18 protein-coding genes and 1 pseudogene are annotated in these 14,221 nt (G+C 67.2%); 13 read left to right on the top strand and 6 right to left on the bottom strand.

Annotation, left to right across the window (positions count from 1 at the left end):
• Positions 1–108 precede the first annotated feature (108 nt).
• The 10 genes and pseudogenes from bluB to ACQY4K_RS01775 all read left to right on the top strand — a co-directional run.
• On the top strand, positions 109–756 hold the full coding sequence (gene bluB, locus ACQY4K_RS01820; RefSeq protein WP_428396282.1) for a 5,6-dimethylbenzimidazole synthase: 648 nt from the start codon (positions 109–111) through the stop codon (positions 754–756).
• A 213-nt stretch (positions 757–969) separates the two neighbouring features.
• Positions 970–1,452: an MSMEG_0572/Sll0783 family nitrogen starvation response protein gene (locus tag ACQY4K_RS01815; RefSeq protein ID WP_428392926.1), complete on the top strand. Its 483-nt coding sequence runs from the start codon at positions 970–972 to the stop codon at positions 1,450–1,452.
• 8 nt (positions 1,453–1,460) lie between these two features.
• Positions 1,461–2,489, top strand: a complete 1,029-nt coding sequence (locus tag ACQY4K_RS01810; RefSeq protein WP_428392925.1) for a Nit6803 family nitrilase — start codon at positions 1,461–1,463, stop codon at positions 2,487–2,489.
• Entirely contained in the window at positions 2,413–3,528 is a 1,116-nt protein-coding gene (locus ACQY4K_RS01805; protein ID WP_428392923.1) for an MSMEG_0568 family radical SAM protein, read from the top strand. Before ACQY4K_RS01810 ends, ACQY4K_RS01805 begins: the two co-directional genes overlap by 77 nt.
• A gap of 1 nt (position 3,529) precedes the next feature.
• Complete coding sequence (locus ACQY4K_RS01800; protein ID WP_428392921.1) at positions 3,530–4,075, top strand: MSMEG_0567/Sll0786 family nitrogen starvation N-acetyltransferase; 546 nt, start codon at positions 3,530–3,532, stop codon at positions 4,073–4,075.
• Positions 4,072–5,040: a sll0787 family AIR synthase-like protein gene (locus tag ACQY4K_RS01795; RefSeq protein WP_428392919.1), complete on the top strand. Its 969-nt coding sequence runs from the start codon at positions 4,072–4,074 to the stop codon at positions 5,038–5,040. Before ACQY4K_RS01800 ends, ACQY4K_RS01795 begins: the two co-directional genes overlap by 4 nt.
• Positions 5,037–6,179, top strand: coding sequence for an MSMEG_0565 family glycosyltransferase (locus ACQY4K_RS01790; protein WP_428392917.1), 1,143 nt, complete (start codon positions 5,037–5,039; stop codon positions 6,177–6,179). The genes ACQY4K_RS01795 and ACQY4K_RS01790 overlap by 4 nt, the downstream gene beginning before the upstream one ends.
• On the top strand, positions 6,172–6,453 hold the full coding sequence (locus ACQY4K_RS01785) for an MSMEG_0570 family nitrogen starvation response protein (RefSeq protein ID WP_428392915.1): 282 nt from the start codon (positions 6,172–6,174) through the stop codon (positions 6,451–6,453). The genes ACQY4K_RS01790 and ACQY4K_RS01785 overlap by 8 nt, the downstream gene beginning before the upstream one ends.
• The gene (locus ACQY4K_RS01780) at positions 6,450–7,688 is read left to right on the top strand and encodes an MSMEG_0569 family flavin-dependent oxidoreductase (RefSeq protein WP_428392914.1); all 1,239 of its coding nucleotides are present in this window, start codon (positions 6,450–6,452) and stop codon (positions 7,686–7,688) included. The genes ACQY4K_RS01785 and ACQY4K_RS01780 overlap by 4 nt, the downstream gene beginning before the upstream one ends.
• Positions 7,689–7,773: 85 nt before the next feature.
• Positions 7,774–7,881: pseudogene (locus tag ACQY4K_RS01775) on the top strand (hypothetical protein); the annotation flags it as partial.
• A gap of 2 nt (positions 7,882–7,883) precedes the next feature.
• Here the strand turns inward: ACQY4K_RS01775 and ACQY4K_RS01770 are convergent.
• The gene (locus tag ACQY4K_RS01770) at positions 7,884–8,222 is read right to left on the bottom strand and encodes a recombinase family protein (protein ID WP_428392912.1); all 339 of its coding nucleotides are present in this window, start codon (positions 8,220–8,222) and stop codon (positions 7,884–7,886) included.
• Between the two features lie 183 nt (positions 8,223–8,405).
• On the opposite strand from ACQY4K_RS01770, the gene ACQY4K_RS01765 reads away from it, so the two are divergent.
• The gene (locus tag ACQY4K_RS01765; RefSeq protein ID WP_428392910.1) at positions 8,406–8,768 is read left to right on the top strand and encodes a TfoX/Sxy family protein; all 363 of its coding nucleotides are present in this window, start codon (positions 8,406–8,408) and stop codon (positions 8,766–8,768) included.
• 2 nt (positions 8,769–8,770) lie between these two features.
• Complete coding sequence (locus tag ACQY4K_RS01760) at positions 8,771–9,106, top strand: VOC family protein (RefSeq protein ID WP_428392908.1); 336 nt, start codon at positions 8,771–8,773, stop codon at positions 9,104–9,106.
• A gap of 239 nt (positions 9,107–9,345) precedes the next feature.
• Here ACQY4K_RS01760 and ACQY4K_RS01755 read toward each other — a convergent pair whose 3' ends face one another.
• The 5 genes from ACQY4K_RS01755 to ACQY4K_RS01735 are packed head-to-tail and all read right to left on the bottom strand — an operon-like array spanning position 9,346 to position 13,054.
• Complete coding sequence (locus tag ACQY4K_RS01755; RefSeq protein WP_428392906.1) at positions 9,346–10,197, bottom strand: alpha/beta fold hydrolase; 852 nt, start codon at positions 10,195–10,197, stop codon at positions 9,346–9,348.
• Position 10,198: 1 nt separating this feature from the next.
• Complete coding sequence (gene dnaQ, locus ACQY4K_RS01750; RefSeq protein WP_428392904.1) at positions 10,199–10,885, bottom strand: DNA polymerase III subunit epsilon; 687 nt, start codon at positions 10,883–10,885, stop codon at positions 10,199–10,201.
• Positions 10,882–11,484 carry a dephospho-CoA kinase gene (coaE, locus tag ACQY4K_RS01745; RefSeq protein WP_428392902.1) on the bottom strand — a complete coding sequence of 201 codons (603 nt, stop codon included), beginning with the start codon at positions 11,482–11,484 and terminating at the stop codon, positions 10,882–10,884. Before coaE ends, dnaQ begins: the two co-directional genes overlap by 4 nt.
• Positions 11,481–12,302, bottom strand: coding sequence for a shikimate dehydrogenase (locus ACQY4K_RS01740; protein WP_428392900.1), 822 nt, complete (start codon positions 12,300–12,302; stop codon positions 11,481–11,483). Before ACQY4K_RS01740 ends, coaE begins: the two co-directional genes overlap by 4 nt.
• On the bottom strand, positions 12,296–13,054 hold the full coding sequence (locus ACQY4K_RS01735; RefSeq protein WP_428392898.1) for an N-formylglutamate amidohydrolase: 759 nt from the start codon (positions 13,052–13,054) through the stop codon (positions 12,296–12,298). Before ACQY4K_RS01735 ends, ACQY4K_RS01740 begins: the two co-directional genes overlap by 7 nt.
• A 180-nt stretch (positions 13,055–13,234) precedes the next feature.
• Between ACQY4K_RS01735 and ACQY4K_RS01730 the strand changes: the two genes are divergently transcribed.
• On the top strand, positions 13,235–14,218 hold the full coding sequence (locus ACQY4K_RS01730) for a transglutaminase family protein (protein ID WP_428392896.1): 984 nt from the start codon (positions 13,235–13,237) through the stop codon (positions 14,216–14,218).
• The last annotated feature ends 3 nt before the right edge of the window (positions 14,219–14,221 follow it).

Raw genomic sequence — 14,221 nt, 5'->3', positions numbered from 1 at the left:
CACATTGGCGGCGGTTGCAGTCCAGATAGCCGCTACTGACCATAGGCCAAGTCCTTGTCAGCTTCTTGTCAGTATTGGCGAGCACTGGCGCGGCGGACCTGGATCATGATGGCGATCGCCGCGCCGCCGCGGTTCGACCCTGCGTTTCGCGCCCAACTCGCGGCGTTGTTCGCCTGGCGCCGCGACGTGCGGCGGTTCTCGGCCGAGCCGCTCCCCGAAGGCACGCTCGAAGGCCTGCTGGACCTCGCAACGTTGGCGCCCTCGGTCGGGCTCAGCCAACCCTGGCGGTTCGTCACCGTCGCCGACGCCGGGCGGCGCGAGGCGGTGCGTGCGAACTTTCGCGCCTGCAATGCCCAGGCCCTGGCGTGTCAGGAGGGCGAGCGGGCTGCCCGCTATGCCGCCCTCAAGCTCGCCGGCCTGGACGAGGCGCCATGCCACTTCGCGGTGTTCAACGAAGACGATCCGGCGCAGGGGCGCGGTCTCGGGCGCGCGACAATGCCGGAGACCACCGCCTATTCGACGGTGATGGCGGTGCACACCCTCTGGCTTGCCGCGCGCGCGTCCGGTCTGGGGCTGGGATGGGTGTCGATCCTCGATCCCCCGACGCTGACCGCACTGCTCGATGTGCCGCGACACTGGCGCTTCATCGGCTATTTCTGTCTCGGCATGCCGAGTGCACAGGATGATACGCCGGAACTCGAACGGCTGGGCTGGGAATGCCGCAGCCTGCGCGCGGACCAGCACCTGCTGCGTTGAGGTCGCCTCTTTATACGGCAGAGTGCACGGTCAAGACCGAAGACTGCCTGCATGAGGTGCGTTCGCGTGACTTGGTAGGGTGTTCCTCCAGAGCGCCCGGCTATGTTCCGACGAAAGGATGGACATCGCGGCAGATCGTCCAAGACGTTCGGAGGCGTTTTGGCACGGGGCTTGCTGCGCCTGTACCAAGACGAAGCCAGAAAGGTGAGCGAAATGCCGAAAGTTGCAGCCGCCCCGCACGTCGTAGGCGACCATCTCGTCGACTACGAGGAGAAGGTCTTTGAGGACGTCAAGGCGCAGCCCGGCGAAAAGGCGCTGGTCACCTTCCACACCGTCGCCTTCGAAGGCTCGATCGGTCTGGTGAACCTGCTGCAGGCCACACGCTTGCAGCGCAAGGGCTATGAGACCTCGATCCTGCTCTATGGCCCCGGTGTGACGCTCGGTGTGTTGCGCGGCTTTCCGCGGCTCGGCGACGACGCCTTTCCCGGCCACCAGAACTTTAACAACCAGCTTAGGAAGTTCATGGACGAGGGCGGCCACGTCTATGCGTGCCGGTTTTCGCTGCAGGCGCTCTACGGCCATGGCGAGCCTTCGCTGATGGAGGGTATCAGGCCGATCAATCCGCTCGACGTGCTCGATTGCATGCTGCTCCACAAGCGCGATAACGCCGTCATCATCGACACCTGGACGCTCTAGCGGGCGCCATGCAGCGCCTCGTCAAAGCCGCGGCCATCCAGCTTGCGCCGGTGCTGGAAAACGGCACCGGCACCCAGGAGAAGGTGCTCGCCGCGATCCGCGATGCCGCCCGCAAAGGTGTGCAGATAGCGGTGTTTCCAGAGACCTTCGTGCCGTACTATCCGTATTTCTCGTTCGTCCGCGCGCCGGCGGCGATCGGCGCTGAGCATATTCGCCTGTACGACAACGCGCCGACCGTGCCCGGGCCGTTCACCGACGCCGTGGCATCGGCGGCGCGCGCCGGTGGTGTTGTCGTCGTGCTCGGCGTGAACGAACGCGACCATGGTTCGCTCTACAACACCCAAGCAATTTTCGATGCGGACGGCACGCTGCTGCTTACGCGACGCAAGCTGACGCCGTCCTTCCACGAACGCATGATCTGGGGCCAGGGCGACGGCGCCGGGCTGCACGTCGTGGACAGCGCCGTCGGCCGCGTCGGCGCACTCGCCTGCTGGGAGCACTATAATCCGCTGGCCCGCTACGCGCTGATGACGCAGCACGAGGAAATCCATTGCGCGCAGTTCCCGGGCTCGATGGTCGGGCAGATCTTCGCCGACCAGATGGAAGTGACGATCCGCCATCATGCACTTGAAGCCGGCTGCTTCGTCATCAACGCCACCGGCTGGCTCGACGAGGCGCAGCTGCACGCGATCACCCCGGAGGTGGCCATGCACAAGGCGCTGCGCGGCGGCTGCTGCTCGGCGATCATCTCCCCGGAGGGCGTGCATCTGGCGCCGCCTCTGCGCGAAGGCGAGGGCATGGTCGTGGCCGACCTTGATATGTCGCTGATCGTCAAGCGCAAACGCATGATGGATAGCGTGGGCCATTACGCCCGACCCGAGCTGCTCTCTCTGCTGCATGACCGCAGGCCTGCCACAACGACCCACGATCTCCGCCCCGCCGAGATGAGGCACGACCAGCATGCTCCAGACCGAGCTTCAGACGCCGACGCGGTTCCTGCTTACCGAGCTGCAGTCGCTCGGGATGCGGCTGACTGACGAGGCTGCCGGCGCCGGGTCGCGACGCGGCGGCGCCGGGCCCTCCGATCACAAGGCAATCCGGCTCGCCGGACAGACCATCATGGTGCCGGTTCTGACGGCCAACGCGCGGCATTCGCCCTATAGCGCCTCTGCGCCGGATTCGAACGGCCGCACGATGCTTTCGCGCGACGGTGTTGCCGTCGGGCCGATCGACTTCGCAGCCATCCCGCGCTTCTACGCGTTGCAGACGATGGACGGCGTTCCCTACTGGAAAATCGCCATGCTGCATGGCACCGACGTGCTGGCGACCACCGTTCTGCAGACCTGCATACGCTATGCCGATCGCGCCACCGCCTGCCAGTTCTGCGCCATCGGCCAGTCGCTCTCCGCCGGTCGCACGATTGCGCACAAGACGCCGGCGCAGCTCGCGGAGGTCGCGCGAGCCGCAGTCCTGCTCGACGGGGTTCGGCACATGGTACTCACCACCGGCACGCCGAACGTCGTCGATCGTGGGGCCGCCGTACTGTGCGACAGCACCCGCGCGATCAAGCAGGCGGTGGCACTGCCGGTGCAGGGGCAATGTGAGCCGCCGCGCGACCCAATCTGGTTCGAGCGTCTGCGCGCCGCCGGCGTCGACAGCCTGGGGATGCATCTGGAAGCGGCGACGCAGGCGGTGCGGGCACGCATCATGCCGGGCAAGGCCACGGTCAGCATCGGCCGCTATCTGGCCGCGTTCCGTCAGGCGGTGCCGGTGTTCGGGCGCGGCCAGGTCAGCACCTATCTGCTGGCGGGTCTCGGCGACAGCGTCTCTGAAATCCTCGCCTTGTGCGAGACCCTGATCGGCATCGGCGTGCATCCCTTCGTGGTGCCCTTCGTGCCGATCGGCGGCACGCCGCTTGAGGATCACGCGCCGCCGACCGCCGCCTTCATGCGCGCGGTGTTGGGACCTCTCGCACGCATGCTGGCCGCGGGCGATCTGCGCTCGGCCGATGTCAAGGCCGGCTGCAGCCGCTGCGGCGCCTGCTCCTCGCTCGCCGCCTTCGAGGCAGACCTCTGAGATGATCTTTGACGGCGCCATCCTGCCGTTCATTCCGGGTGCGTTTCGTGTTGCCCGCGCGCGCGCCGCATGGGAGTTGCGCGGTTACTACCGGCTGCGACGGCAGGTATTCTGCGCCGAGCAGGGGATTTTCCCCGACCACGACCGCGACGCAATCGACGCGGTGGCCGATCCGCTGATCGCCGTCACCTGTGTCGCGGGCGACCCCGACACTGTCGTCGGCGCCGTGCGCATTCATCAGGTCTCGCCTGGCTATTGGTGGGGCTCGCGGTTGGCCGTGCAGGCCGACTTCCGCCGTGTCGGCAGCATTGGCGCGCACCTCGTGCGTCTCGCCGTCTGCACCGCGCACGCGCGCGGCTGCGTGCGCTTCGAGGCGCATGTGCAGGCCGAAAATGTCGGCTTCTTCGAACATCTCGGTTGGCACGCCGAACAGCGGCTGCTCCTGCACGGCCTGCCGCACTGGCTGATGCACGCGGACCTGAACCGCTATCCGCCGCACGGCCAGGAGGCGCTGGGCTTCGTGCGTCCCTATCGCGCCGCCGCATGAGCGAGCTCGCACGGCTCGCGGATCAGCTGCGCGACGGCATTGGGATACGACACAAACAGGACATCGGCTCGGTGGTGGCCCGTCTCGGCCTTGCCGACAGCGCAATTGCGGTCGGCGACGATTGCGCGGCGATTGCCAACGGCGACGGCTGGCTGTTGCTGGCGATCGAGGGGTTTTTGCCGAGCTTCGTTGCCAACGAGCCGTTCTTCGCCGGCTATTGCGGCGTCATGGTCAATCTGAGCGACATCGCCGCGATGGGCGGCCGTCCGCTGGCCGTGGTGGACGCGCTGTTCAGCCGCGATGCATCCCATGCCGGGCCGGTCCTGGACGGGCTCGCGCGTGCAAGTGCGGTCTACGGCGTGCCCGTTTTGGGTGGCCATAGCAACCTGCGCGCATCGAGCGAGCAGCTCTCGGTCGCGGTGCTCGGCCGCGCGCGTTCGCTGCTGAGCTCGTTCGCGGCCAGGCCTGGTGAGACGCTGCTGGCCGCCATCGACCTGCGCGGCCAGTTTCGCGAGCCGTATGACTGGTGGGATGCCAGCTCGGCGTGCGTGGATCCGGCGCGTCTGCGCGGCGATCTCGAACTGCTGCCGCTGATCGCCGAACGCGGTCTGTCCGGCTCGGCCAAGGATATCAGCATGGGCGGGCTGATCGGCACCGCCCTGATGCTCGCGGAATGCTCCGGCATCGGGCTCGCCATTGCTCCGGCTTTGGTGCCGCGCCCGTCGGGCGTCGATCTCCCGCGCTGGCTGAGCGCCTTTCCGTCATTCGGCTTCCTGCTGACCTGTGCACCGGACTGCGCGGAGGCCGTGATCGCGCTGTTCGCCGAACGCAACATCGCCTGTGCCGCGATCGGACGATGCGAGCGCGGCAGCCGGGTTGATCTGATCGAGGGCGACGCGCGCGAGACAATCCGCGACGTGGCGCTGGCCCCACTGCTCGGCTGCGGTCCAGGGTGGGTTCCATGATCGGCGTCTTCGCCCACTCCACCAATCCTCGCGGCGGCGTCGTGCATGCGATGCATCTCGCCGAGGCGCTGTGCGACGAAGGCGTCGAGGCAATGCTGTTGGCGCCTGGCGCAAACCGCGATCGCTTCTTCCGCGCGCCGCGCTGCGCATCGGTGGTCATCCCGGCCGCACCGGCGCCGGACAATGTGGGGACTCTGGTGCAGATGCGCCGGCGGGAGATCGCGGCCTTCCTGAGCATGCCGGACGCGCCGCATTTCGAGATCCTGCACGTCCATGATTCGATCAGCGCGCTGGCGCTCTGCGACCTTGCCGAGGCCGGCCTCATCGACGGCTTCATGCGCACTGTGCATCACCTCGACGATTTCGCCAGTCCTCGCCTCGCCGCTTGGCAGGACGAGGCGGTGCGTCGTGCGAGGCACCTGTTCTGCGTCAGTCAAATGTGGCAGTCCGAGCTGGTACGTCGCTTCCGCCGGCCGAGCACCCTCGTCGGCAACGGTGTCGATGCACAGCATTATTGCCCGCAGCCCGGCCCACGCGACGCGCAACTCCGCGCGCGCTGGCTGCCGCAAGGTGGCCGCATGATCCTTGCCGTCGGCGGCGTCGAGGCGCGCAAGAATACGCTGGGCATCCTGCACGCCTTTTTCGCGCTGGTGGCGGACGGGGCGCATCCCGACCTGCATCTGCTGATCGCGGGCGGCGCCAGCCTGCTCGACCATTGCGCCGCACGCGACGCGTTTGCCGAAGCCCTGTCCGGCTCCGTGTATCGCCACCGGGTCCGCCTGCTCGGCGTGGTGGACGACGAAGACATGCCGGCCCTCTATCGCAATGCCGCGATGCTGTGCTTTCCCTCGTTGCAGGAAGGCTTCGGTCTGTGCGTGCTTGAAGCGATGGCGAGCGGCATTCCGGTGATCGTGCCATTCGGCGAGCCATTCGATTCCTATCTGGCCGACGGCGACGCGATCCGCGTCGATCCGGTCTCGGTGCCGGCGATCACCCAGGCAATGGCGCGGGCGCTGCAGCCTGGCGCGGTTGGCGAGGCAAGCAGCCGGGGTCCGGCGCGCGCGCGGCGTTTCGACTGGCGCCGGGTGGCGCGCGCGCATCTCGCCTGCTACCAAGCGAGCGCATCGGCCAATGCCTGAAATGCAGTTCAGCATCCGCTGGCCGGATGGCGCGCGCAGCCTGTGCTATTCGCCATCGCTGGTGATCGAGGAGCATCTGTCGGTGGGCACCTGCTACGGCCTGGCCGATTTTCTCGCGCGCGTGCGCACGGCGCTGATCGAGGCAAGCGCGCGGGTGCAGCGCATCTACGGCATGCCGTGCAGCCTCGCTCTAGACCAGTTGGCACAGATCGAGCAGCGCGCAGGCGGGTTCGCCAGCGACACTGCCGTCACCGTCCTGGAGTTCCGAAGATGAGCGCCGCATTCTGCGACGTCGTCGTGATCGGCGGCGGCCAGGCCGGCCTCGCGGCAAGCTGGCAACTGACCCAACGCGGCATACCGCATGTCGTGCTCGAGCAGCATGAAATCGCCTATTCCTGGAAACGCGAGCGTTGGGATAGTTTCTGCCTGGTGACGCCGAACTGGCAATGCACCTTGCCGGGCCATCCCTACGCCGGCGGTGATCCCGACGGCTTCATGCCGCGCGACGAGATCGTGCGCTATGTCGAGACTTATGCGGCCTCGTTCGCGGCCCCGGTGCGCACAGGTGTGCGGGTCGTGTCGCTAAGGCCAACCGATACCGGCTACACGCTACACACCAGCGTCGGCACGATTGCCGCGCGCCAGGTGGTGATCGCCACCGGCGGCTATCACGACCCGATCATCCCGCCCTGTGCCACCGCACTCGCGCCCGACATCATGCAAATCCATTCCTCGCACTATCGCAACCCGACATCGATGCCAGAAGGTGCTACGCTGGTCGTCGGCACCGGCCAGTCCGGCTGCCAGATTGCCGAGGATTTGCATCTGGTCGGACGCGAGGTGCATCTGTGTGTCGGCGAGGCACCCCGCGTCGCGCGCCGCTATCGTGGCCGCGACGTCGTCGAATGGCTGCATCTGATGGGCTACTACGACATGCCGGTGGAGGACCATCCGCTGCGCGAGGGCGTGCGCGACAAAACAAATCATTACGTAACCGGACGCGATGGCGGCCGCGATATCGATCTGCGCGCCCGCGCGCTGGAGGGCATGCAACTGCACGGCCGTCTGCGCACGATTGAGGACAGCCGGATCAGCTTTGGCGACGATCTCGCGCGCAACCTGGACGCCGCGGACGCGGTCGATGCCGGCATCAAGTGCCGCATCGACGGCTGGATCGCAAAATCGGGGATTGAAGCCCCCACCGAGCCGCCTTACCGGCCACCCTGGACGCCGCCCCCAGAATCACTCGGGGCACCGCCGACGGATCTGGCGTGCAGCCGTGTTGCGAGCGTTGTCTGGTGTATCGGGTATCGGATGAATTTTGCGTGGATCGAGGCGGACGTGTTCGATGCGCGCGGCGCCCCGCGCCATCAGCGCGGTGTCACGGCGCAACCTGGGCTCTACTTCCTCGGGCTACCTTGGCTGCATAGCTGGGGTTCGGGCCGCTTCTCGGGCATCGCCCGCGACTCCGAGCACGTCGCGGAGGTGATCGTGCGGTCGCTCGGCTGAATGCGGCCCGAGGCCTAGATGTCGCTGCTATGGAGGTTGTCCCTCCGGGGCTGCGAGGCCAGCAACCCACAGCCCGGCGGCCCGGATGGACATCCATGAGAATGCGCGAACGACACGGCATAGCCGAATGCTGATGATTGAACGCCTGCACTCGTCTGCCGAACGCCACGCCGCCATGCACTCCTGGCTACATAACTACAACACCACCCGACCACACGCCGCACTCGGCGGCAAGCCGCCCATCACCAGGCTCTCCAGGGACAACGTCCTTGGTAGTGACAGGCCCTTCAGCTCATGGGCGATGTCCTGCATGTCCTTCAGCGATCGCGCGAGGCGGTCGCTGCGGGTGACGCCGAGGGTGTCACCCGGCTGCACGAAATCGAGCAGCACCCGCAGCTCGGTGCGCCCGTCGCGCCGGCTACCGCTCGCCTTCTCGGCGCGGATCACCCCGCAGCCGGCCGCGCACAATGCCTGCCGCTGGACGGTCAGGTCCTGATCGAGTGTGAAGACGCGCGCATAGCCGTAGGCGGCCATTTTGTTCCGGGAGCTAGACCCGGGAACATCATCGTCTCAGAATGCGCAAAGCAATCCTAATGGGGCAGGGAAAGTGTCTCATGGCGACGTCCCGCTGGGCTATACCCCAACGGAGCTAAAACCAAGATTGATAGGAGGCGCCCGTTCAAGTTCTATCATTACCCGAGCAGAAGTGAGCCGGAAATGAAACACAATCCTCGACATCTGCAGGAGATGATGCAGCGAGCGGCAACACCCGACCTACCAATCTCCTTTCGGCCCATGTTCGGCGGCATCATGGGTCATGCAGAGGGGAAACCGTTTGCTTCGCTGTCCGATGTTGGACTCGCTCTGAAACTCTTTGGCACAGACCACGCCGAGTTACTCGGTTACGAAGGCGCAACCGCCTTGCGCGACGAGCCGGACAAACCCGCCAGCAAATCGTACGTTGTCGTGCCCACCACCATGCTATCGGACCCTGACGCCTTGCGTACTTGGATTGCCCGAGGCGCAGCAGGCTTAGCGTCCAAGGCGTCTCACCGGCGAAAAGCGTCTTCGAGGAGTTAGCCATGGCTCGTATCTGCTTTGTAGAGTTGCCTGCCCGCGACCTCGCTACGGCGAAGTCATTCTACAGGTCGGCGTTCGGATGGGATCTGACCGATTTCGGTCCGACTTACTCGTGCACCATGACAGGCGACGTAGATCTTGGACTGCAGGGCGACGTGAAGGAAGCGACCCGTGCGCCGCTCGCTGTCGTCGCCGTCGACAATCTTGAGGCCGCTCAAGCTGCTGTCGAGCAGGCTGGCGGCATAATCACTCAAGCAATCTTCGCTTTCCCGGGCGGTCGGCGCTTCCATTTCACCGATCCTAACGGGCACGAGTTGGCGGCCCTCAAGGCCGACTAGCTCAGCGAGACGTCTTCCGAGCACTCTGCCCCGCCTGTCAGGCTTCTCGCATCGCCACCGTCTATTGCGCGTCCGTCTCACCATTTGTGCGTTGCGGCTCAGCTAATGTGCGCCGGAAGCCCGCTTCCCCGCAGGTAATGTGCGTCGGATTGAGCCCTCTATTGCGCATCTGGCCTTGCATCATTGTGCGTCGCTACAACTACATCGGCCCCAGCGTTTCCGCTTTGTCCGAAAGTGCCCTATGGCGCGGTCGCCTGGCGTGGCAGCCAATCTTGCAGCAGCGCGTTCACCTGCTCCGGCGCATCCTGCTGCACCCAGTGCGACACGCCGGGCAGCCGTCGGACGGTGAGGTCGCGCACGTAGCGGTCGGTGCCGTCCAGGCAGATCAGGTCGAGGGCGACGTCCCGCTCGCCCCAGATCACCAGGGTGGGCACCTCGATTGTCTGCCCGAGCTCGGCGGGGCGCGGGCCGGGTAGGCGCATCGCGCGATACCAGTTCAGCATCGCCGTCGCGGCACCCGGTGCGGTGATTTGATTGGTGTAGATCGCGAGCACGTCAGGCGGCAGCGACAGCCCGGCAAACATCCGCCGGATTGACGCACCGTCGTTGGCTGAGAGGAATAGCTCCGGCAGGCGGGGGATTTGGAAGAAGGTGATGTACCAGGATTTGCGCTGCTGCCGCCAACGTTTCAGCGCGGCGCGAAAGCACAGCGGATGCGGCACGTTCATGATCACCAGACGCTGCAGCGGACGGCGGCGCAGCGCGGCGAAGCACCAGGCGACCATCGCGCCCCAGTCGTGACCGATGAGGGTGACCGAGGTGGCCCCGGACGCATCGATCAGGGCGGCGGCGTCGTCCAGCAGATGCCTCAGCGCGTAGCTGGCGATCCCTCGCGGCCGGCTGCTGTTGCCGTAGCCGCGCTGATTGACCGCCCACACCCGATAGCCGAGCGAGGCGAGCAGCGGCATCTGCGCCCGCCAGGAGATGGCATGCTCCGGAAAACCGTGCAGGCACAGCGCGAGCTTTTCGCCGCTGCCCTCCTCAAGGATGTCGAAGCGTTGGTCGTTCGCCTCAATGAAGATCGTCCGCATCTCAGCGCCTCCCGTCCAGCCAGATTGGTTCGCGCAGCGCGCGCGCGACGAACGCCGCATGCGCCTCTAGCGAGACCGGGTCCACAATGATCGGACGGGGCACGCGCGTGCCCTGCAACGCATAAGCGACGTGCCCGCTATCGCCTGCCTGGATCGCAAGTTCGAAGCCGCGCTGGCGGCCGCCGATCAGCTCCAGATAGACCTGGGCCAGCAGCCGGCAATCGAGCAGCGCGTTATGGGTGGTGCGTTCGGCGAGATCGATCGCGTAACGCCGGCACAGCGCATCGAGGCTATTCGGCAGTCCGGGAAACCGTGTGCGAGCCAGCGCCAAAGTGTCGATCATTCGACTGGCCGGCAAAGAGGGCAGCTCCAGCCTGCGCAGTTCGGCATCGAGAAAGCCGAAATCGAATGGCGCGTTATGCGCGATCAGCGGGTCCTCTGCGATAAAGGCGAGGAAGTCGTCGACGATTTCGGCGAAGCGCGGCTTGCCGAGAAGATGCGCGCGTGTATAGCCGTGCACCTTCGCCGCGTCCTCGGGGACATCGCGTTCCGGGTCGATCAGTACATGGTAGTGCCGGCCGGTCGGCAGGTCGTCGATCAGTTCCAGAGCGGCGATTTCGAGCACCCGGTGGCCGCCGGCGGGGTCGAGCCCGGTGGTCTCGGTGTCGAACAGGATCGTCCGGGTCATCGCCTCCCCTCCTCGTGCAAACGCGCCAGCAATCGCCTGATTTGCCGCAGGCCATGGGCGCGCGACAAGCCGGTGCGGACAACCAGGTCGGCGCGGCGGCGTTTGTCGGCGTCGGGCATCTGCCGCGCGATCAGTGCCGCGGCCTCATGTTCGCTCATGCTGCGCCGGCTGCGCACCCGTTGCATCTGCACGGCATGGGGGGCCGAGACCACCACCACCAGGTCGCACTGCCGCCAGCCGCGCCCCTCCAGCAGCAGCGGCACGTCCAGCACCACCCAGCGGCAGCGTCGCGCGCGCGCACCTGCCAGGAAGCGGGCCTGCGCACGGCGCACCAGCGGATGCATGATCGCCTCCAGGCCGGCCATCAGGGCCGGATCGGCGACCACTGCCGCGCGCAGTGCGGCGCGGTCGATCACGCCGCCGTCATGCACCGCGCCTGGCGCCAGCGCCGCAATCGCCGGCACCGCCGCACCATGCGGCGCCTGCAGCGCGCGCACCGTGCGATCGGCGTCGAACACCGCGACCCCGGCGCGTCGGAAGGCGGCGGCGGCGGTCGATTTGCCCATGCCGATGCTGCCGGTGAGGCCGATGATCTTCATGTCGCGAGCAGGGCGACCATCTCGTCGTCGCAGTCGGGCACCACCCCGAACCAGGCGGCAAAGCCAGGGGCCGCCTGGTGCAGCAGCATGCCGATGCCCTCGATTGTGGGTAGACCGCGCGCCCGTGCCGCGGCCAGGAGTGCTGTCTCGCGCGGCGCATAGACGATGTCGGCGACGGTGAGCCTGTGCTGCGCCCGCGACAGGTCGGCTTCGAGCGGCGCCTGTCCTGCCATGCCCAATGAGGTTGCGTTGACCAACAGCGCTGCGTCTGCAAGCCGCGACGGCCAGTCCTGCCATGCAGCCAGGGTCACACCCGGCAACGCGCGGGCCAGCGCCTCGCTGCGTGCAGTGGTGCGGTTGGCGACCGTCACCGCGACGCCGCATGCAAGCAAGGCCGCCGCGATCGCGCTCGCCGCCCCGCCGGCGCCGAGCAGCAATGCCGGGCCCGCGCACGGATCGATGCCGGCGGCGCGCAGGCTGGCGATGAAACCCGCTCCGTCGCTGCTGCTGCCCACGATGCCGCCGTCCGGCGCGAACACCAAGGTGTTGGCGCTGCTGGTCATCGCTGCCGCCGCATCGAGGCTGTCGCACAGCAATGCCGCCGCCTGCTTGTGCGGCACGGTGACGTTGACGCCGGCAAAGCCCGCCGCCTGCAGCCCGCGCAGCGCCGTCTCGAGTGCCGCGGGTGCGACCGGCAGCGGCACATAGGCGCCGTCGATGCCGTAACGGGCCAGCCAATGGTTGTGCAGCAACGGCGAGCGCGAATGCGCCACCGGCCAGCCGACCACCCCTGCGAGCCGGGTGCGGCCGGTCAGCACCCGAAGCGCTGCCCAAAGAGCTGCCAGGCCAGGGGCAGCAGCCGTGCCAGCCGCGCCGCCCAGGCCGCCTCGCCGTCCGCATCCGCGATCAAATCCTGGCGGATTTCGATCTCGACATGCGGCAGGCCGCGCTGCTCGCCATGCACCGGCACCGTGTAGTCGTCATCGTCGGAGAGCGCGTAGGGGGCGTTATTGCCGACCACGAGCTCGCCCTCGGCGGCGAGCAGGTCGCGCAGGATCAGGGCGAAGCGCGGGTCATGGTTGTGCAGCACGCCGACATGCCATGGCCGGTGGCCGTCCGCGTCGCCTGGTGTCGGGCGGCTCGGGGTGCGCAGCCGTGGCGTGAAGCTGTGCAGCGCCACCAGTACGGTGGGCTGGCCAGCGGCGCGCCGGGTGTCCAGGCCTGTCGCGATCGCTGCATGGTAGGGCGCGAAGATCGCGTGCTCGCGCGCCGCGCGCTGATCCTGGCGCAACCCTTCATTGCCCGGAACCGGCGTCGAGTCGCTCACCGAGGCGATCGAAGTCGGATGACCGGGCCTGCGGTTGCAGTCGATCACCAGTCGCGAATAGGCCTGTGCCACCAGGGTCGCGCCGAGTAAGTCGGAAAGCCGCTCGCCGAGCCCTGCCACGCCGATATCCCAGGCAATGTGGCGCGCGCGGTCGGTATCACAAAGCCCGAGCGTGCCAAGGCTTTGCGGGATCGCCCGGCCGGCGTGATCGCTCACCAGCACGAACGGGACAACCGAGTCCATACACCGGATCGTGACCGGAGCCACGTCGAGATTGCGTAGCAGGTCTGCGTTGTCGGCGCTTGAAGTCGCAGAAAATGCGACAGTTCCGGACGATTTGCTTTGGCCCCCGTCATTCACCGTGATCTTATCTCCCGATCGTTGCCATTCTCTCGCGTGTTGCCGCGCCGCGGAAGGATTTCCATGCCGCTTCTATCCGTCCAGCATCTCACCACCTACCGGTATCGCCGGCCGGTCGGATTCGGCGAGCATCGCATGATGTTCCGGCCGCGCGACAGCGTCGACCAGCGCATCGTGTCCTGGGATGTGGCGATCACCCCGAGCCCGCTGTCGCTGCGCTCGGTGCCCGACGCCTTCGGCAATATCGTCACCCTGGCCCGCTTCGGCCAGCGCGCGCGCGAGTTGCGGGTGGAGAACCGGCTGGTCGTCGATCACACGCCGGTCTCGCCGCAGGCAGCGCACCTCGCCCCCTACGCCCGCATTTGGCCGTTCACCTACGAGCTCGACGACCTCGCCGATCTCGGCCGCGTCATGCAAAAGCATTACCCCGACCCGGAGCACCGGGTCGACGCCTGGGCCCGCGGCTTTCTCGGCGGCACGCCCACGCCGACCTTCGAGCTGCTGGCCGCGATGACGCTCGAGATCAGGCGCGGCTTCACCTATTGCGCCCGCTACGAGGAGGGCGTGCAGGAACCGGCGCGCACGCTCGCCATCCGCGCCGGCACCTGCCGGGACTACGCGGTGCTGATGATCGAGGCGGTGCGTTCGCTCGGCATGGCCGCGCGCTTCGTGACCGGCTACATCTACTCTCCGGCGAGCAAATCGGCGCAGGGCGGCGGCGCCACCCACGCCTGGGTCGAGGTCTTCGTCCCTGGCGCCGGCTGGATCGACTTCGACCCCACCAACGGCATTGTCGGCTCGCGCGACCTGATCCGCGTGGCCTCGGTCCGCGACGCGCACCAGGCGGTGCCGCTGTCTGGCACCTGGACCGGGTTTCCCGCGGACAGCCTGGGCATGACGGTCTGCGTCCAGGTCACGGCTGAGGCGAGCGCTGTCGCGGTTCGCACCGTCGAAAACCCCGCTATACCGCCGTCCCTCGACGATCAGGTGAAGAGCGGCGTGGTGCAGCTTGCAAGCCGGGAGCGCCGCCACGCGACCGGCGGCTGAAGA

This window comes from Lichenicoccus sp., from assembly GCF_965276875.1.
Taxonomy (GTDB): Bacteria; Pseudomonadota; Alphaproteobacteria; order Acetobacterales; family Acetobacteraceae; genus Lichenicoccus.
Note: the sequence above shows the minus strand (reverse complement) of the source record. Positions and strands in the feature narration are given on the sequence as shown.